General features: G+C 72.9%; 16 protein-coding genes. 9 read left to right on the top strand and 7 right to left on the bottom strand.

Going from position 1 to position 18,511, the window contains the following annotated elements; genetic code table 11:
- Positions 1-2: 2 nt before the first annotated feature.
- From nuoH to NFU81_RS04010, 4 genes are read right to left on the bottom strand one after another with little or no spacing between them, the layout of a single operon-like run.
- Positions 3-965, bottom strand: coding sequence for an NADH-quinone oxidoreductase subunit NuoH (nuoH, locus tag NFU81_RS04025; protein WP_251485056.1), 963 nt, complete (start codon positions 963-965; stop codon positions 3-5).
- Positions 962-1,843: an NADH-quinone oxidoreductase subunit C gene (locus NFU81_RS04020; RefSeq protein ID WP_422665142.1), complete on the bottom strand. Its 882-nt coding sequence runs from the start codon at positions 1,841-1,843 to the stop codon at positions 962-964. Before NFU81_RS04020 ends, nuoH begins: the two co-directional genes overlap by 4 nt.
- Positions 1,840-2,475, bottom strand: coding sequence for an NADH-quinone oxidoreductase subunit B (locus tag NFU81_RS04015; RefSeq protein ID WP_251485055.1), 636 nt, complete (start codon positions 2,473-2,475; stop codon positions 1,840-1,842). Before NFU81_RS04015 ends, NFU81_RS04020 begins: the two co-directional genes overlap by 4 nt.
- Positions 2,466-2,867, bottom strand: a complete 402-nt coding sequence (locus NFU81_RS04010) for an NADH-quinone oxidoreductase subunit A (RefSeq protein ID WP_251485054.1) — start codon at positions 2,865-2,867, stop codon at positions 2,466-2,468. The genes NFU81_RS04015 and NFU81_RS04010 overlap by 10 nt, the downstream gene beginning before the upstream one ends.
- Positions 2,868-3,050: 183 nt before the next feature.
- Between NFU81_RS04010 and NFU81_RS04005 the strand changes: the two genes are divergently transcribed.
- Positions 3,051-4,268 carry a sensor histidine kinase gene (locus NFU81_RS04005; protein ID WP_251485051.1) on the top strand — a complete coding sequence of 406 codons (1,218 nt, stop codon included), beginning with the start codon at positions 3,051-3,053 and terminating at the stop codon, positions 4,266-4,268.
- Between the two features lie 158 nt (positions 4,269-4,426).
- Positions 4,427-5,779 carry a sensor histidine kinase gene (locus NFU81_RS04000; protein WP_422665141.1) on the top strand — a complete coding sequence of 451 codons (1,353 nt, stop codon included), beginning with the start codon at positions 4,427-4,429 and terminating at the stop codon, positions 5,777-5,779.
- Positions 5,780-6,126: 347 nt separating this feature from the next.
- On the opposite strand, the gene NFU81_RS03995 is transcribed toward NFU81_RS04000, so the two are convergent.
- Entirely contained in the window at positions 6,127-7,107 is a 981-nt protein-coding gene (locus NFU81_RS03995) for a quinone oxidoreductase family protein (RefSeq protein ID WP_251485050.1), read from the bottom strand.
- Between the two features lie 159 nt (positions 7,108-7,266).
- Between NFU81_RS03995 and NFU81_RS03990 the strand changes: the two genes are divergently transcribed.
- From NFU81_RS03990 to NFU81_RS03980, 3 genes are all read left to right on the top strand, one after another.
- Positions 7,267-7,926 (top strand): response regulator transcription factor, encoded by a 660-nt coding sequence (locus tag NFU81_RS03990; RefSeq protein WP_251485318.1) that lies wholly within the window; start codon positions 7,267-7,269, stop codon positions 7,924-7,926.
- 168 nt (positions 7,927-8,094) lie between these two features.
- Positions 8,095-10,107: a 2-oxoacid:acceptor oxidoreductase subunit alpha gene (locus NFU81_RS03985; protein ID WP_251485049.1), complete on the top strand. Its 2,013-nt coding sequence runs from the start codon at positions 8,095-8,097 to the stop codon at positions 10,105-10,107.
- Positions 10,094-11,137 (top strand): 2-oxoacid:ferredoxin oxidoreductase subunit beta, encoded by a 1,044-nt coding sequence (locus tag NFU81_RS03980; protein WP_251485048.1) that lies wholly within the window; start codon positions 10,094-10,096, stop codon positions 11,135-11,137. Before NFU81_RS03985 ends, NFU81_RS03980 begins: the two co-directional genes overlap by 14 nt.
- A 52-nt stretch (positions 11,138-11,189) precedes the next feature.
- On the opposite strand, the gene NFU81_RS03975 is transcribed toward NFU81_RS03980, so the two are convergent.
- Positions 11,190-11,414 (bottom strand): hypothetical protein, encoded by a 225-nt coding sequence (locus NFU81_RS03975; RefSeq protein ID WP_251485047.1) that lies wholly within the window; start codon positions 11,412-11,414, stop codon positions 11,190-11,192.
- A gap of 185 nt (positions 11,415-11,599) precedes the next feature.
- On the opposite strand from NFU81_RS03975, the gene fxsT reads away from it, so the two are divergent.
- Entirely contained in the window at positions 11,600-15,430 is a 3,831-nt protein-coding gene (gene fxsT, locus NFU81_RS03970; RefSeq protein ID WP_251485046.1) for an FxSxx-COOH system tetratricopeptide repeat protein, read from the top strand.
- Positions 15,431-15,439: 9 nt separating this feature from the next.
- Here fxsT and NFU81_RS03965 read toward each other — a convergent pair whose 3' ends face one another.
- Positions 15,440-15,805 carry a winged helix-turn-helix transcriptional regulator gene (locus NFU81_RS03965; protein WP_251485045.1) on the bottom strand — a complete coding sequence of 122 codons (366 nt, stop codon included), beginning with the start codon at positions 15,803-15,805 and terminating at the stop codon, positions 15,440-15,442.
- Positions 15,806-15,883: 78 nt separating this feature from the next.
- Here NFU81_RS03965 and NFU81_RS03960 point away from each other — a divergent pair, with 78 nt between their 5' ends.
- The 3 genes from NFU81_RS03960 (at position 15,884) to NFU81_RS03950 (ending at position 18,476) form a co-directional block, all read left to right on the top strand.
- The gene (locus NFU81_RS03960; protein ID WP_251485044.1) at positions 15,884-16,753 is read left to right on the top strand and encodes an SDR family oxidoreductase; all 870 of its coding nucleotides are present in this window, start codon (positions 15,884-15,886) and stop codon (positions 16,751-16,753) included.
- Between the two features lie 157 nt (positions 16,754-16,910).
- A complete protein-coding gene (rarD, locus tag NFU81_RS03955) occupies positions 16,911-17,852 on the top strand; it encodes an EamA family transporter RarD (protein ID WP_251485043.1) in 942 nt (313 codons plus the stop codon).
- 60 nt (positions 17,853-17,912) lie between these two features.
- Positions 17,913-18,476: a flavodoxin family protein gene (locus NFU81_RS03950; RefSeq protein ID WP_251485041.1), complete on the top strand. Its 564-nt coding sequence runs from the start codon at positions 17,913-17,915 to the stop codon at positions 18,474-18,476.
- The last annotated feature ends 35 nt before the right edge of the window (positions 18,477-18,511 follow it).

Below are 18,511 nucleotides of genomic sequence, written 5' to 3'. Positions count from 1 at the left end.
GGCTAGGAGATCACCACCTTGACGACGCCGGTCAGGGCGATCTGGGCGAGGGAGAGCGGGATGAGCACGGTCCAGGCGAGCTTCTGCAGCTGGTCCTCGCGCAGCCGCGGGTAGCTGACCCGGAGCCAGATCACCACGAAGGCCAGCAGCGCGGTCTTGACCAGCGTCCACACCCACCCGGCGCTGCCCGACCAGGGGCCGTGCCAGCCGCCGAGGAAGAGCACGGTGGTCAGCGCGCAGAGCACGACGATGCCGGCGTACTCGGCCAGCAGGAAGAGCGCGAAGCGCAGCCCGGTGTACTCGGTGTAGGCGCCGAAGATGATCTCGGAGTCGGCGACCGGCATGTCGAACGGCGGCCGCTGCAGCTCGGCGAGCCCCGCGGTGAAGAAGACGACCCCGCCGACCAGCTGCCAGGGCGTCCACCACCAGTGGTAGCCGTCGACGATGCCGGGCAGCGACAAGGTGCCGGCCGCCATCGCCACCGAGGCGGCGGTCAGCAGCATCGGCAGCTCGTACGCCATCAGCTGCGCGGCCGTGCGCAGGCCGCCGAGCAGCGAGAACTTGTTCGCCGACGCCCAGCCGGCCATCAGCGAGCCGAGCACGCCGACGCCCATGACGGCCAGGACGAAGATCAGCCCGGCGTCCACGGTCTGCCCGACGAAGCCGTCCGGGCCGACCGGGATCACGATGAGCACCAGCAGGTACGGCAGCAGGGCCACGGCCGGCGCGAGCTGGAAGACCCGGCGGTCGGCGTCGGCCGGGACGATGTCCTCCTTCTGGGCGAACTTCACCCCGTCCGCGACGAGCTGCGCCCAGCCGTGGAAGCCGCCGGCGTACATCGGGCCGAGCCGGCCCTGCATGTGCGCCATGACCTTGTGCTCGGTCTGGCCGACCAGCAGCGGGAGGACCAGGAAGACGACGAGGACGGCGACCAGCCGCAGGACGACGTCGAGCGTGTCGTTCATGCGGGGTCGCCTCCTTCTGCGGGCGGCTCTTCCGGAGCGGGCGGCTCTTTCGGAGCAGGGGTTTCCTGCGGGGCGGAGGGTCCTTGCGGCGCGGGCGGCGCTTCCGGCTCGGGTTCCTCCCGGGCAGGCGGCTCCTTGCGAGCCGGCGGCTCGGCGGCCGGGCGTTGCTGCCAGGGCGCGTCGGGGGTCTGGCTCGCGGAGCCCTCGGTCACGCTGCGGTTGCGCCGGGCGGGGCGCTCGCCGGCGGCCGCGGCACCGCGGGCGGCACGCGCCGGGCGGGCGGGGGCCGGCGGAAGCTGTCCCTTGAGCGGCCCCCACTCGTTCGGGTCCGGCACCCCCGGCGGCTGCATCTGCCGCCGCTTGGGGCCGCCGTCGTGCGACTCCCCCGGCTCCTTCGCGCCGGGCCAGGCCTTCGCGACCCGGGCGGCGAGCACGAAGTCCTTGCGCAGCGGGTACCCCTCGAACTCCTCGGGCAGCAGCAGCGGCAGCAGCCCGGGGTGCCCGGTGAAGGCGACGCCGAACATCTCGTACGTCTCCCGCTCGTGCCAGGCCGCGCCCGGGTGGACGCCGGTGGCGCTGGGCAGGGCGGGGTCGTCGTGGCCGACGGTCGTGCGCAGCAGCAGCCGGCGCACCCCGGTGGAGCCGGTACCGCCGCCGCCCAGGGCCACGACGTGCGCGCAGACCAGGAAACCGGTGCCGGGCTCGTCGACCGCGCTCAGCCAGTCGAAGTAAGTGCAGCCCAGCTCGTCGCGGGCGGTGGTCAGCGCGTCCAGCCACGACTCGGTCGGCACGTCGACCGTCAGCAGGTCGTACGCCTCCTCAGCGGTGGCGCCGGGACCGAAGATGTCCGCGGCCTCGCGCGGCAGCCACCCGGTCACGGCGTGTCCTCGGAGCTGCCCGCGGGCGGGGCAGGAGCGGCAGGCGGAGTGGGCGGCTTCACGAGCCCGCTGGTCAGCGCGCCCACCGAGGGCTTCGCGGGCGCGTACCGCTCCCCCAGCGACTCGCGGGCGATCTTCTCCTGGAGCTTGAGGATGCCCTGCAGCAGCGCCTCGGGCCGCGGCGGGCAGCCGGGGACGTAGACGTCGACCGGGATGATCTGGTCGACACCCTTGGTCACCGAGTACGAGTCCCAGTACGGTCCGCCGCAGTTGGAGCAGGCGCCGAAGGAGATGACGTACTTCGGCTCGGGCATCTGCTCGTAGAGCCGCTTGACGGCCGGCGCCATCTTGTCGGTCACCGTGCCCGACACGATCATCAGGTCGGCCTGCCGCGGCCCCGGCGCGAAGGGGATCACGCCGAGCCGGATGAAGTCGTGCCGGGACATCGACGCGGCGATGAACTCGATCGCGCAGCAGGCGAGCCCGAAGTTGAAGACCCACAGGCTGTAGCGGCGGCCCCAGTTCAGGACCACCTTCATCGGCTCGGGAGCGAGCCGGGCCAGCGGGCCGAGCCGGCGCGGCTCGGGAAGCGGTTCCCCCGGGGCGGCCGGTGGGGCCGGGGTCAGATCCATTCCAGGACGCCCTTCTTCCAGGCGTAGAGCAGCCCGACCGCGAGGAAGCCGATGAAGACGAACATCTCCACCAGCGTCGTGCCCCCGTATCCGGGCGCCGCGAAGACCGTCGCCCAGGGGAAGAGGAAGATCGCGTCGACCGCGAAGATCACGTACAGGAAGGAGTACACGTAGTAGCGGATCTGGGTGTGCGCCCAGTCCCCGCCGACCGGGTCGACCCCGCACTCGTAGGTGAGCATCTTCTCCGGCGTCGGCACGACCGGCCGCAGCAGGCGGCCGGAGGCGAAGGCGACGGAAACGAAGAGCACACCGACGACCGCGACCAGGCCGACGACCGAGTAGCCGTGGAAGTAGTCCACGTCCGTCCGCCCCTCGTTGACTCGTTCACTCATCGACCGGTGGTGTCCAGCGATCCGGTTGGATCTTTAGCCGATCTATACGGAGGGAGTCTAGGCCCTGGCCTGATCGGCACCGCCCGCCGTGTCCCGTCCGGTGCCGACCTGGGGATAACCCCACCCGGGTCCGACCCACTCCCCCCATGGCGCGGGGCGCCGTCCCCCCGGCAGGCTGGGGGTATGAACGCCTCGCCGCCCTCCGCATACCGCAGCGCCACGGACGCGGCGGCCCACTCGGCCGACCGGTCCGACAGCGCCGCCCTCCCCCCGCCGCGTTTCGCCTTCGACGCCGTGACGTGGAGGGAGATCCTCAACCTGCTGCTGAACCTCCCGATGGCGATCGCCGGCTTCATCTACGTCGTCACGACCCTGTCGGTCGGTGCGGGGCTCTCCGTCACCGTGGTCGGACTGCCGGTGCTGGCCCTGGGCCTGCTCGGCTGCCGGGCGCTCGGCTCGGTGGAGCGGGCCAGGGCGCGGTCGCTGCTGGGCGTGCAGGTGGAGGACCCGCGCCCGCTGCGGCCGGGCACCCTGGGCTTCCTGCCCTGGCTGTGGATGACCCTCAAGGACCCGGTCGGCTGGCGGCACGCGCTGTACCTGGCCGTCCGGCTGCCGTGGGGCATCTTCACCTTCACCGTGACGCTGACCTCGCTCTTCGTGGCCTGGCCGGTGCTGCCCTTCCTCGCCCGCTGGATGTCGGGGGTGGACCGGGCGCTGGTGCGCGGGCTGCTGCAGCCGTCCGACGAGCTGGAGAAGCGGATCGCCGAGCTGGAGTCCGACCGCGGTGTCGTGGTCGACACCGCCGCGGCCGACCTGCGGCGCATCGAGCGCGACCTGCACGACGGGGCGCAGGCCCGGCTGGTCGCCCTGGCCATGGACCTGGGCCTGGCCAAGGAGAAGCTGCTCGAAGACCCCGAGGCCGCGGCCCGCATGGTCGACGAGGCGCACGGCGAGGTCAAGATCGCCCTGCAGGAGCTGCGCGACCTCGCCCGCGGCATCCACCCGGCGATCCTCACCGACCGCGGCCTGGACGCGGCCCTGTCGTCGGTCGCGACCCGCTGCACGGTCCCGGTCACGGTCATCGTCGACCTGCCGGCCAGGCCCGCGGAGGCGATCGAGGGGATCGCGTACTTCACGGTCTCCGAGCTGCTGCAGAACGTCAGCAAGCACAGTGGCGCACCGCGGGCGTCGGTGGACGTCTGGCGTGCCTCGGACCGGCTGATGATCCAGGTCCGCGACGACGGGCGCGGGGGTGCCGACGTGTCGGCCGGCTCCGGCCTGGCCGGCCTCGCGGAACGGCTCGACTCCGTCGACGGCCTCTTCGTCGTCGCCTCCCCGCCGGGTGGGCCGACCGTCGTGACGGCCGAACTCCCCTGGCGGGACCGGGACTTCCGGCGCTGAGGCGTCGCACTCCCCCGCGCCCCCGGCCGGTTCCGCCCTTGCACAGAGGGCGGAACCGGCCGGGGGCGCTGTGCTGGGGGCAGGTAGGGGTAGCCCCACCCCCAAGAGACCGATCCGCACCATGGGGGCGGCGGCCGCGGAAGGCCAAGGTAGGAGGTATGACGAGCAGTGCGGAAAGGACGGTCCCGACCATGGCGTACGGCTACCAGCCCGAGGAGCAGGCGCGGCACCGCGCCCCGGCCGCGGTGCGCGCCCCCTTCGAGGCGAGGACATGGCGCGAGTTCGGCTACGCGCTGCTGAACCTCCCCATGGCGATCACCGGCTTCGTGTGGACCGTCACGATGCTCTCGCTCAGCGCGGGCCTGCTCATCACCTTCGTCGGCCTGCCGCTGCTGGTGCTGTCCCTCGGCGGGTGCCGGGCGATCGGCCGGGTCGAGCGCGCCCGGGCGCGCTCGCTGCTCTTCCTCGACGTGGACGAGCCCGGTCCGGTCCGCACCAAGGGCCGCGGCTTCCTGGCCCGCATGGGCGGCCAGCTCGGCAGCGGCGTCAACTGGCGGCACGCGATCTACACGCTGCTGCACTTCCCGTGGGGCATCCTCACCTTCTCCGTCTCGATCAGCCTGTTCACCTACGGGTGGGGCCTGCTGACGTACCCGCTGTGGCGCTGGGTCTTCCCGGTCTACTTCGGCCAGAACGGCCTGCAGGTCTACGGCAGCGACGACGGCCGGCACGGCTGGTGGCTGCACACCCCGCTGGACATGGCGCTGTGCGTGGTCGTGGGCGGGCTCCTGGTGCTGGTCACTCCGTGGGTGATCCGCGGGATGGCGCACGTGGACCGGATCATGGTCCTGGGCCTGCTCGGGCCGTCCCGGCTCGACGACCGGGTCACCGAGCTGGAGTCCGACCGCGGCATCGTGGTCGACACCGCCGCGGCCGACCTGCGGCGCATCGAGCGCGACCTGCACGACGGGGCGCAGGCCCGGCTCGTCGCCCTGGCCATGGACCTGGGCCTGGCCAAGGAGAAGCTGCTGGAGGACCCGGCGGTCGGCGCGGCCATGGTCGATGACGCGCACGGCGAGGTCAAGATCGCCCTGCAGGAGCTGCGCGACCTCGCCCGCGGCATCCACCCGGCGATCCTCACCGACCGCGGCCTCGGCCCGGCGCTGTCCGCGGTGGCCGCCCGCTGCACGGTCCCGGTCGAGGTCACCGTCGACCTGCCGGCCAGGCCGGTGCCCGCGATCGAGGGCATCGCCTACTTCACCGTCTGCGAGCTGCTGCAGAACGTCAGCAAGCACAGTGGCGCCGGGCGCGCCTCGGTGGACGTCTGGCAGGTCGAGGACCGCCTGATGCTCTACGTCTACGACAACGGTCGCGGCGGAGCCGACCTCGCGGCCGGCTCCGGCCTGGCCGGCCTCGCCGAACGCCTCGACTCCGTCGACGGTGTCCTCGCCGTCGACTCCCCGGCGGGCGGCCCCACCCGCATCACGGCGGAACTCCCCTGGCGGGCCTAGGCCCTCACCCGCCCCCGGGCGCGGTGCTGGTGGTTGCCCCCTTACGCGAGGGGGCAACCACCACGAGAACCCACCGAGCGCGCAACCTCCCCCAGGGCTTCGCCTGGGGGTGCCCCCCTCTCGCTTCGCTCGCCGGCCGGTGGTCCGGCACGGACCGAACAGCCCCTTTCGGACGGTGGCGACGTGCAGCCCGTCGACGGCTGGTCGCGCAGTTCCGCCCCCAGGGCTTCGCCTGGGGGTGCCCCCAGCGCCGCCTGGATGTGGTGGCGGTCCGTCGCCACACGACCGCCGGTGGTGGGCCGGCCGCGCCCATCGTGGGCGCCCCCGTGGGGTGTCGCCCGGTGGCGCTACTTGCCGAGGTCCGGGTTCACGGTGAGCAGGGTCTTGCCCACGGTGCGGCCGGCCCGCATGGCCGCGAGTGCGTCCGCGGCCTGTGCCAGGGGCAGTTCCGCACTGACGTCCAGGCGTATCGCGCCGGAGGCGAGGAGCGCGAAGGCGGACAGCGCGTGGCCGCGGACGGTGCGGGGGGAGCGGCGGGCGAGGTCGCCGATGTTGTAGCCGCTCAGCGAGCGGTTGGACTTCCAGAACGGCAGCACCGGCAGCGTGAGGTCGGGTTCGCGGGCCGCCTCCCCGTAGACGGCCAGCCGGCCGAAGGGTGCCAGCAGGGCCAGGCTGGCCAGCCGGGTCCTGCCCCCGATGGGGTCGAGGACGACGTCGAGGTCGCGCAGCCGGTCGGCGAAGGCGTCCCTGAGGTGGACCGCGTCGTAGCCGAAGCGCTTGGCGTACACGGCCTTCTCCGCGGAGCCCACCGTGCCGTGGACGGCGGCCGCTCCCAGCGCCCGGGCGATCTGCGCGGCCGCCGAGCCGACGCCGCCGGCGGCGGCGTGGATCAGGACCGTGTCGCCGGCCCGCAGCCGGGCCGCGCCGACCAGGACGCCGTAGGCGGTGGTGAGGACGAGGGCGGCGCCGCCGCCGTCCCGGAGCGGGATGCCGTCCAGCGGGAAGGTGAACTCGGCCGGTGCGAGGGCGAACTCGGCGTAGCCGCCGCCGTCGGGGAGGTACGCGGCGACCGGGTCGCCGACGGCGAGCCCGCTGACGCCGGGGCCGAGCGCGGCGATCTCGCCCGATACTTCGAGGCCGGGCACGTCGACGCCGCGCGCCCCCCGCGGCGGGCCGAAGTCGCCCAGCACGTGCTGGAGTTCGCCGTAATTGACGCCGGCGTACGCGACCCGGACCAGTACCTGCCCGGCTCCGGGCACCGGGGCGGGCAGCTCCAGCTGCCGCAGCACCTCGGGGTCGCCGTTGACGTCGAATCCGACCGCGTGCACGCGCACTCCTCTCCCTGGCCGCCGCGACGTCGTCGCGGCAGCCACCCGGCTGCCGGGCGCAACCTTGCCCATCCCAACCGTATTCCCCATTCGCCTGCCGTTGCTGGGATGCTGGTCGGGTCAGTCGGACACGGGGGAGCGCGAACGGTGGAGGACAAGGTGCGAGTGGTCATCGCCGAGGATTCGGTACTGCTGCGGGAGGGCCTGACGCGGCTGCTGACCGACCGCGGCCACGACGTGGTGGCCGGTGTCGGCGACGCCGTGGGCCTGATCAAGGCGGTCGACGAACTCGCGGCCCAGGGCGCGGCCCCCGACGTGGTCGTGGCCGACGTCCGGATGCCTCCCACCCACACGGACGAGGGCGTCCGCGCGGCGGTGCAGCTGCGCAGGGACCACCCGGAGGTGGGCGTGCTCGTTCTGTCTCAGTATGTGGAGGAACAGTACGCGACCGAGCTGATCGCGGGCAGCAGCCGCGGGGTCGGCTACCTGCTCAAGGACCGCGTCGCCGACGTCAGGGAATTCGTGGATGCCGTGGTCAGGGTGGCCGAGGGGGGTACGGCCCTGGACCCCGAGGTGGTGGCCCAGCTGCTCGGCCGCAGCCGTAAACAGCATGTACTCGCCAATCTCACTCCGCGAGAACGCGAGGTACTGGGCCTGATGGCTGAAGGACGCACGAATTCAGCCGTCGCCAAGCAGCTCGTGGTAAGCGATGGGGCGGTGGAGAAGCACGTCAGCAACATCTTCCTGAAGCTGGGACTGGCTCCGAGTGACGGGGATCACCGTCGGGTACTGGCTGTCCTCACGTATCTCAACTCCTGAGGTACGCGGCTTCCGTCGGCGATTGTGTCTCAGTGAACGAGACGTCTTCTCACAGTTCGAGACAACAGTTCGTACGCGCGGCTCTCACATAGCGGGACGTCCGGGGAAGGCGACCCTTACCGCCGTACGATGACCGATGAGCCGCCGCCTCGAAGGAGGTCCGTTTCAGTGACCAGCCAGGTCAGCAGCCCCATCACCGCGGGCACCGCGGATGAGCCGCACGTCGTTGTCGACGTACTCGGTGAACAGCGCAACCCGGCCAAGGAGACCAGGCGCCTCGACCGGGTGATCATCAGGTTCGCCGGTGACTCCGGTGACGGTATGCAGCTCACGGGTGACCGTTTCACGTCGGAAACGGCGTCGTTCGGCAATGATCTGTCGACCCTGCCGAACTTCCCGGCGGAGATCAGGGCACCCGCAGGGACACTGCCCGGGGTGTCCTCGTTCCAGCTGCACTTCGCCGACCACGACATCCTCACCCCCGGGGACGCGCCGGACGTGCTCGTCGCGATGAACCCTGCGGCGCTGAAGGCGAACCTGGGCGACCTGCCGCGGGGCGCCGAGATCATCGTGGACACCGACGAGTTCACCAAGCGGGCGATGGCCAAGGTCGGATGGCCGGCCAACCCGCTGGAGGACGGGTCGCTCACGGCCTTCGCGGTGCACCCGGTGCCGCTGACGACGCTGACCCTTGAGGCGCTGAAGGACTCCGGTCTCGCCCGCAAGGACGCCGAGCGGGCGAAGAACATGTTCGCGCTGGGGCTGCTGTCGTGGATGTACCACCGCCCGACGGAGAACACCGAGGCCTTCCTGCTGCGGAAGTTCGCGAAGAAGCCGGAGATCGCGGCGGCCAACGTCACCGCGTTCCGCGCCGGCTGGAACTTCGGCGAGACGACGGAGGACTTCGCGGTCTCCTACGAGGTCGCGCCGGCCTCGGCGGCCTTCCCCACCGGCACCTACCGGAACATCTCGGGGAACCTGGCCCTGTCCTACGGGCTGATCGCCGCGGCGAAGCAGTCGGAGCTGCCGCTCTTCCTCGGGTCGTACCCGATCACCCCGGCCTCCGACATCCTGCACGAGCTGTCCCGGCACAAGAACTTCGGTGTGCGCACCTTCCAGGCCGAGGACGAGATCGCCGCGATCGGCGCGGCGCTGGGCGCCGCGTTCGGCGGGGCGCTCGCGGTCACGACGACGTCGGGGCCCGGGGTGGCGCTGAAGTCGGAGACGATCGGGCTCGCGGTGTCGCTGGAACTGCCGCTGCTGGTGGTGGACATCCAGCGCGGCGGCCCGTCGACGGGGCTGCCGACGAAGACCGAGCAGGCCGACCTGCTCCAGGCGATGTACGGGCGCAACGGTGAGGCGCCGGTCCCGGTGATCGCACCGGCGACCGCCGCGGACTGCTTCTCCGCCGCGCTGGAGGCCGCCCGGATCGCGCTGACCTACCGCACCCCGGTGTTCCTGCTCTCCGACGGGTACCTGGCCAACGGCTCCGAGCCGTGGCGTATCCCGCAGATCGACGAACTGCCCGACCTGCGGGTGGAGTTCGCGTCCGGTCCGAACCACACCGCCGCGGACGGCACCGAGGAGTTCTGGCCGTACCTGCGCGACCCGCAGACGCTGGCGCGGCCGTGGGCGGTGCCGGGCACGCCGGGTCTCGAGCACCGGATCGGCGGCATCGAGAAGCAGGACGGCACCGGCAACATCTCCTACGACCCGGCCAACCACGACCTGATGGTCCGCACCCGCCAGGCGAAGATCGACGGCATCGCGGTACCGGACCTCGAAGTGGACGATCCGCCCCCTACCTCCGGCGGGGGGACCCCCAGTACCTCCGGCGGGGGGACCCCCAGCCGCGCCCGGACGCTGGTCCTCGGCTGGGGCTCGACCTACGGGCCGATCACCGCCGCGGTGCGGCGCATCCGCCGCTCCGGCGGGCAGGTCGCGCAGGCGCACCTGCGGCACCTCAACCCCTTCCCCGCCAACCTCGGCAAGGTCCTCAAGGACTACGACCGGGTGGTGGTGCCGGAGATGAACCTGGGCCAGCTGGCGCATCTGCTGCGCGCGAAGTACCTGGTCGATGCACGGTCGTTCACGCAGGTGACGGGGCTGCCGTTCAAGGCCGAGCAGCTCGCGGAGGCGATCACGGCGATCATGGAGGAGAGCGCGGATGTCGACGTCTGAGGCGTTGTCGCTGGTGCCGAAGGCGGCCGGCAAGCAGACGATGAAGGACTTCAAGTCCGACCAGGAAGTGCGCTGGTGCCCGGGCTGCGGGGACTACGCGGTGCTCGCCGCGGTGCAGTCCTTCATGCCGGAGCTGGGACTGGCCCGGGAGAACGTGGTGTTCGTCTCCGGGATCGGCTGCTCCTCGCGGTTCCCGTACTACATGAACACCTACGGGATGCACTCCATCCACGGGCGCGCGCCGGCCATCGCCACCGGCCTTGCGACCTCGCGGCGGGACCTGTCGGTGTGGGTCGTCACCGGTGACGGCGACGCGCTGTCCATCGGCGGCAACCACCTGATCCACGCGCTGCGGCGGAACGTGAACCTGAAGATCCTGCTGTTCAACAACAGGATCTACGGCCTGACCAAGGGCCAGTACTCGCCGACGTCGGAGACCGGGAAGATCACCAAGTCGACGCCGATGGGCTCGCTCGAAGCGCCCTTCAACCCGGTGTCGCTGGCGATCGGCGCGGAGGCCTCGTTCGTGGCCCGCACGATCGACTCGGACCGCAAGCACCTGCAGTCCGTGCTGCGGGCGGCGGCGGACCACCCCGGGACCGCGCTGGTGGAGATCTACCAGAACTGCAACATCTTCAACGACGGCGCCTTCGAGGCCCTGAAGGACTCCACGACCTCGCAGGAGGCGGTCATCCGCCTCGAACACGGCGAGCCGATCCGCTTCGGGACCAAGGGCGTCGTCCGTGACGCGGCCACCGGCGAGCTGGCGGTGATCGAGGTCACCGAAGCCGACGAGGACCGGCTGCTGGTCCACGACGCGCACGCGGCCAACCCGACGACGGCCTTCGCGCTGTCGCGGCTCGCCGACCCCGACACCCTGCACCACACCCCGATCGGCATCCTCAGGGACGTGGTACGGCCGGTGTACGACACGGACATGGCCGACCAGCTGGACCTGGCCGTCACCCGGCAGGGCGCGGGCGACCTCGCGGGCCTGCTGGCCGGCACCGACACCTGGACGGTGCCGTAGCCGGCGCGTACGGCGGAGCCTGACAGGGGCGCGGGGGAACACCCCCGCGCCCCTATCGCGTCCCCGCCAGCAGGGTGCGGGCCGCTGCCGTGTGGAGGCGCAGGAGGCTCGCGGTGCGGCGTTCGCCCTCGGGGAGGAAGGGCAGGACGGCGAGGGCCGGCAGCGTGGCCAGCACCACGAGCAGCAGCGGTGGCAGCAGCAGCGCGACGAGCACTGCCCGCTCCAGCGGGGCGGCGAGCCGGAGCGCGGCGGCCGCCGCGAGGGTCGGAAAAGGCATCGGGCACTCCCGGGTCCTGGTGGTGCCGCGCGGCGGCTGTGGTACCGCCGGCGGATGCGAACCACGATGCGGGACACCGGAGTTGTCCCCGGTTGTCCCGCGCGTCCCGTACCCGGTGAGCGCCGGACAACCGGCGGTTGTCCGGGGACAATGGCGGACAACTTCACTTCGGGGCCGGGGGGCGCGTGGCACAGGACAGGGGCGGGCGGCCGTTCGGCCCGATCCGGACGGACATCCCCGAGGTGCGGAAACTCGCCGCGTTCCTGCGCGGCCTGGTCCGCGACAGCGGGCGGTCGCTGGAGAGCCTGACCGGCCCGCTCGGCGTGTCCACCACGACCATCGGCAAGTACCTGGGCGGCACGGTCCCCAAGGAGGGCTTCGTCACGGCGCTGGTGGCGGCGACGAGCGACAGCCACGCGGACCGCAGGCGGGCGCTCATCCTGCTGCGCGCGGCACTCGACCCGGCGCCGGTGCGGCTGCCCGACCGGCCGCGTACCGCTCGGGCGCTGGAGTCCGACGCGCAGCTTATCGACGCCTACCAGCGGTTGACCCGGGCGCAGGACCAGCGCGACGAGCTGCGGGACACCGCGGAGAACTACGGCCGGCTGGTCGTCGTGCTGTGGACGATGGTGCACTTCCTGCAGCGCAGGGTCGACGGACTCACCCGCGAGCGCACCGCGCTGCTCGCCGCCCGGGCCGACGAGCCGCGGCTGGAGCGGACCCGGCGCGACCTGGCCCACACCCAGGGCCAGGAGCGCAGGGCGGTGGCCCGGCTCGGCGGGGCGCAGGAGATGCGCCGCAGGGCCGAGGACATGCTCGCCCAGGTCATGGACCAGATCGGGCGGCTGACCGAGGAGCTGGAGGAGCTGCGGGCGGACGCCGGGCTCGGCCCCGAAGGGGAGCAGGACCGGGACCGGGCACCCGCCACCGTACGGCCGCCGGTGGACGACGCGGTGACCGCGGACATCGACCGTGCGCTCAGCCGGGCCGACGAGATCAGCGCGGAGAGCGCCCGCACCCTGGAGCGCATCGGCCGCGAGCTGGACGAGCCCGCGCCGGCCGTCGCGGCAACCGCCGCGGAGGCGCCCGGGCGCGCGGCCCTGCCGCTTCCCGGGGTGCGCGCGGAGGTCGTCCTGCTCCATGCCGAGGCCGACACGCTGTGGGCCGAGTGGGTCGAGTGGCTGCTCACCGCGGCGCGCCTCGCGGTGCTGCGCCATCCGCTGGACGGGACGCCGGAGCCGTACGGGCAGCTGCCCGCGGTCCTGCTCTGGTCGGCCGCCGCCCGCGACAGCCGCGTGCAGGGCGGTGGACAGGAGGCGGCCGCCGACCGGGCCGAGGCGCCGGTCGTGCTGCGGCTGGACGGCACCCCGTGGCGTGCTCCCGGCGTCTCCCTCCCCCTGGACGGCCTGTCCGAGGCGGCCGCGATCGACGCGGTGCGCGCCGTGCTCGGCCTGGAGGAGGCGCCGCCGGCGCCGCAGGAGGGCCGCCCGCGGTTTCCCGGGGCCGTGCCCGACATCCGGAAGCTCCCGACGCGCAACGGGGCCTTCACCGGCCGCACCGAGGAGCTGGCGCTGCTCCGCGCCCGGCTGCGCGGCTCCGCGCCCGGCGGGGTCCCGGGCGCGCGGCAGGTGCACGCCGTGGTGCCGTCGGTCCAGACCGCGTACGGGCTGGGCGGTGTCGGCAAGACCCAGCTCGTCCTGGAGTACGCGCACCGCTTCGGGTCCGACTACGACCTGGTCTGGTGGATCGACGCCGAGCAGCCCAACCTGATCGTCTATTCGCTGGCCGAACTGGCCGGGCACCTCGGCGTCCTCCCCGACGGGGCGGGCACCGGCGTGGCGGAGGCGGCCGATCTCGCGCTCCAGGCCCTCGGTCGCGGGCCGCGCCGCTGGCTGCTGATCTTCGACAACGCCGACGAACCCGAGCCGGTCCGGCCGTACCTCCCGACCGGTTCCGGACACGTGCTGATCACCAGCCGCCACCAGTCGTGGAACCGGCGTGCGAGACTCGAGGTGAGCGTCTTCACCGAGGCCGAGGCCGTGCAGCACCTGCTGCGGCGGGTCCCCGGCCTCGCCCGCGCCGACGCGGCCGAGGTCGCCGGTGCGGTGGCCCACCTGCCGCTGGCGGTGGAGATCGCGGCCTCCTGGCTGGCGGAGACCGACATGCCGGTGGCCAGCTACGTCGAGGCCCTGAACGAGCAGGCCACCCGGGGACTGGGCGCCACCACGCCCGAGGACTACCCGGCCCCGCTCAACACGACCTGGCAGATTTCCCTCGCACGGCTGCGGGAGATGAGTCCGAGCTCGGTCCGGCTGCTCCAGGTGTGCTCGTTCATGGCCCCCGAGCCGATCTCGCTGCGGCTCGTCTACAGCGACCAGATGTTCGCCGCCCTGCTGCCCTACGACGAGGAGCTGCGGGACCGGCTCATGATGGGCCGGGTCCTGCATGGGGTGCGCCGCTTCGCCCTGGCCAAGGTGGACGTCGGCGACGGCTCCCTCCAGGTGCACCGCCTGGTGCAGGCGGTGGTCAGGGACGGCATGACGCTGCAGGAGGCCGACGAGACCCGCCACACCGTCCACCGCCTCCTGGTCGGGCTCCGCCCCGACGTCGGCGACACCGACGACCCCGCCAACTGGCCCGACTTCGACCGCATCTGGCCCCATCTCGCCCCCTCCGCGGCGGATACGTGCGACGAGCCCGACACCCGGCAGCTGCTGATCGACCGGGTCCGCTATCTGTGGCAGCGCGGCGACCTGCCCAGGGCCGAGCGGCTGGCCCGCGAGCTGGCGGAAGGCTGGGGCGACAGGCTCGGCGAGGACGACCGGCAGGTGCTCCAGGTGCGCCTCCAGCTGGCGGGCGTCCTGCGCAGCCAGGGGCGGTTCACCGAGTGCCTGGCACTGGACGAGGACGTCCTGGAGCGGCAGCGCAGGACGCGGCAGGAGGACCATCCCCAGACGCTGCGGACCGCGGGCAGCGTCGCCGCGGACCTGCGCTCGCTGGGCCGTTTCCAGGAGGCGCTGGAACTCGACACCGAGACCGGCGCGATGATGCGCGAACAGCTGGGCGACGACAGCCCCGAGACGCTGGCGCTCGCCCACAACCGCGCCCTGGACCTGCACGTCACCGGGGACTACGCGGCCTCGCGGGAGCTGAACGAGGAGGTGTCCGGCTCCTTCTCCGTGGTGCTCGGCCCGCGGCATCCGCAGACCCTCGCCTCCCGTGCCGCACTAGCCGGCGACCTGCGCGCGCTCGGCGACTACTCGGGCTCGGTGGCGCTGCTGCGCGAACTCCAGGAGGAGTCCGGGGAGTCCCGGCCGGACCCGGCGGCCCTGGGCCGGGCCACGTCGCTGGCGCTCTCGCTGCGCCGGGCGGGATTCGCTGCGGAGGCCCACGAACTGGCCCGGTCGACGCACGACGCCTACCGGGACCACCACGGCGACACCGGTCCCGGCGCCCTGGCCTGCACGCTGGCCCTGGCGTCGGCGTACGCGGCCGAGGGCGAGCCGGGCGCCGCGCTGGACCTGACGTCGGCGATGCTCGGGCGGCTCTCCGAGGTGCTGGGCTCCCGCCACCCCTCCACCCTGATCTGCGCCCACAACCACGCCATCCACCTGCGGCACGACAGCCGCCTGCGGGAGGCTCTGATCGCCGCCCGCAGCACCTGGCAGGCGCTGCGTTCCGTGCTGGGCGAGCAGCACCCCTACGCCCTGATCGCCGGGGTCACGCTGGCGAACACCCTGGGCGAGACCGGTGAGGCCGCCAAGGCGGTGCGGTTCACCACCCGCTGCCTTGACCGGCTGGCGGAGCGCCTGTCCGGCGAGCACCCGGACGTCCTGGCGACCCGGGCCAACCTGGCGGTCGCCGTACGGGAGCTGGGCCGCACGGACGAGGCGGACGCGCTGCGGGACGCGGCGGTGGCCGGGCTGGCCCGCATCCTGCCGCGCGAGCACCCCTGGCTGTACGCGGCGGGGGCCGGGCGCAGGATCGACCGGGACCTGGAGATGTTCCCGCTGTGAGCGGCGGGCTCAGCCGCGGGCCGCGTCGTACGTGGACTGGGCCGCCGCCACCGCCGGCACCCGGGAGGAGGTCCAGTCGGCGAGGGCCTGGACCTTGAGCGCGGCCTCGCGGCCGAGGTCGGTCAGGGTGTAGTCGACGTGCGGCGGTATGACGGGCCGGGCGTGGCGGCGTACGAACCCGTCCCGCTCCAGGGTCCGCAGCGTCTGCGTCAGCATCTTCTCGCTCACGTCCCCGATGCCGTCCCGCAGCTCGCTGAAGCGCAGCGTCCCGGCGTCGAGCAGGGCGACGAGCACCAGGACGCCCCACCGGCTGGTGACGTGCTCGAGAATGGCCCGTTCAGGGCAGCTCACCTTCACGTATGTACCGTACTTCAAGGTGGGTACTTTCCATAAGTTAGCGCCCCGGTTACGGTGATCACGACCGCCAAGAACGCCACACCCGGGAGATCCACCGTGAGCATCGTCGTCACCGGAGCCACCGGCCACCTCGGCCGCCTCGTCATCGCGGACCTGCTGGAGCGCGGGGTCGCGCCCGAGCAGATCGCCGCCGTCGTCCGCGACGCGGACAAGGCCGCCGACCTGGCCGCGAGCGGGGTGCAGCTGCGGGTCGCGCAGTACGACGACCCCGCGACCCTCAAGGGCGCCTTCGCCGCGGGCGACCGCGTCCTGCTGATCTCGGGCAACGAGGTCGGCCGCCGCATCCCGCAGCACACCGCGGTGGTCGACGCGGCGGCCGAGGCGGGCGTGGCGCTGCTGGCGTACACCGGCATCCTGGGCGGCCCGGCCGCCGACTTCGTACTCGCCGACGAGCACAAGGCCACCGAGGAGCACATCCTCGCCTCGGGACTGCCCTACGTCTTCCTGCGCAACGGCTGGTACACCGAGGTCTACACGGCGAACCTGCCGGCGGTGCTCGAACACGGCGTCGTGATCGGCAACGCGGGCGAGGGGCGGGTCGCGTCGGCCGCGCGGGCGGACTACGCGGCGGCCGCAGCGGCGGTGCTGGCGGGCGAGGGCCACGAGAACACGGCGTACGACCTGAGCGGCGACACCGCGTGGAGCTTCGCCGAGTACGCGGCCACCGTCGCCGAGGTGTCGGGCCGCGACGTCGCCTACCACGACGTGAGCCCGGAGGAGCGGCAGGAGATCCTGGTCGGCGTCGGAGTGCCGGCCGACTTCGCCGCGGTGCTGGTCGACGTGGACCGGGCCATCGGGCGCGGTCTGCTGGCCGTAACGAGCGGCGAGCTGGCCCGGCTGATCGGCCGCCCGACGACGCCGCTGCGCGACACCGTCGCGGTGGAGGTGCGCGCGCTGAGCGCCTGAGCGCCCGAGCGCGGCCCTGGGCGCCCCACGCGCCCCGTACACCCCGCCGTCAGGACCAATCTGCGATACGGGCCTGGCAGTGCGGGCGGCGTACCGCTACCGTCGGACTGCCGCCGGTACCCGCACCGCGTGTACGCGGCACGGGGAGGACGAGGCAATGGGCAACGACCGCGCAGGGCTGGCCTACGGATTTGCGGCCTACGGCATGTGGGGCCTGTTCCCGCTGTACTGGCCGCTGCTCGAACCCGCGGACGCGGGCGAGATCCTGGCCCACCGGATGGTGTGGTCGCTGGTGGTGGTCGCCGCCATCCTGCTGGCACTGCGCCGGTGGGCCTGGATCGCCGAGCTGGTCCGCCAGCCGCGCCGCCTCGCCCTGATCGCCGTCGCCGCGACCGTGGTGTCGGTGAACTGGGGCATGTACATATGGGCGGTCAACGCCGGCCATGTCGTGGAGACCTCGCTCGGCTACTTCATCAACCCGCTGGTGACCATCGCCCTCGCCGTCCTGGTCCTGCACGAGCGGCTGCGGCCCGTGCAGTGGGCGGCGGTCGGCATCGGTTTCGCCGCCGTCGCGGTGCTCGCGGTCGGCTACGGGCGGCTGCCGTGGATCGCGCTGACCCTGGCGCTGTCCTTCGGCACCTACGGCCTGGTCAAGAAGAAGGTCGCGATGGGCGGCCTGGAGTCGCTGGCCGCGGAGACCTCCGTGCAGTTCCTGCCCGCCCTCGCCTTCCTGATGGTCCTGGGCTCCCGCGGCGACTCGACCTTCAGCCACCACGGCCCCGGCCACGCGGGCCTGCTGGCGCTGTCCGGCCTGGTCACCGCGGTGCCGCTGATCTGCTTCGGGATGTCGGCCAACCGGCTGCCGCTGTCCACGCTCGGCCTTCTCCAGTACCTGGCCCCGGTCTTCCAGTTCCTGATCGGCATCCTCCACTTCCACGAGAAGATGTCCGCGGAGCAGTGGATCGGCTTCCTGCTGGTGTGGTCGGCCCTGGTCCTGCTGACCGTCGACGCCCTGCGCAACGCCCGCCGCACCAGGGCCGACGCGGCCCTCCTGGCCCCCGCCGCCGACGCGGCCCCCGCCCCCGCTCCCACCTCGTAAGCCGGACGGTGTGACGGAGATCGCTTGACGATACATTCATTGCGCGCGCAATATATGCGCATGCATGACTTCTCGGGGCGACGGTTCCTCTTCCTCCTCGGCAGCACCCGCGCGGGCGGCAACACCGAGGCACTGGCACAGCAGGCGGCGGCGCAGCTGCCATCCGATGCGGAGCAGCACTGGGTGCGGCTCGCGGAGATGCAGCTGCCGGCCTTCACGGACGTGCGCCACGACGGCGACGGCTCGTACCCGCCGCCCACCGGCCACGCCCGTACGCTGCTCGACGCCACGCTCGACGCGACCGACCTGGTCATCGCGTCGCCGCTGTACTGGTACTCGGTCTCGACGCCGACCAAGCAGTACCTCGACCACTGGTCGGCCTGGATGCGCGTGCCCGGGGTCGACTTCCGCGCCCGGATGGCCGGCCGCACCCTGTGGGGCGTCACCGCGCTCGCGGGCGCCGACCACTCCGACGCCGACCCGCTGGTCGGCACCCTGGCCAGGACGGCCAGCTACATGCGGATGGACTTCCGCGGTGTGCTGCTGGCCAGCGCGACCCGCCCGGGCCAGATCGCCGCGGACCAGGACGCGGCGCTGCGGGCGAAGGCCTTCTTCACTCCCTGACCTCCTCTCCCCCGGCCCCGCGCCGGCGTCCGCCC

Origin of the sequence: Actinacidiphila cocklensis (assembly GCF_907177275.1) — a bacterium.
Classification (GTDB): domain Bacteria; phylum Actinomycetota; class Actinomycetes; order Streptomycetales; family Streptomycetaceae; genus Actinacidiphila; species Actinacidiphila cocklensis.
This window is presented reverse-complemented; position numbering and strand designations above follow the sequence as displayed.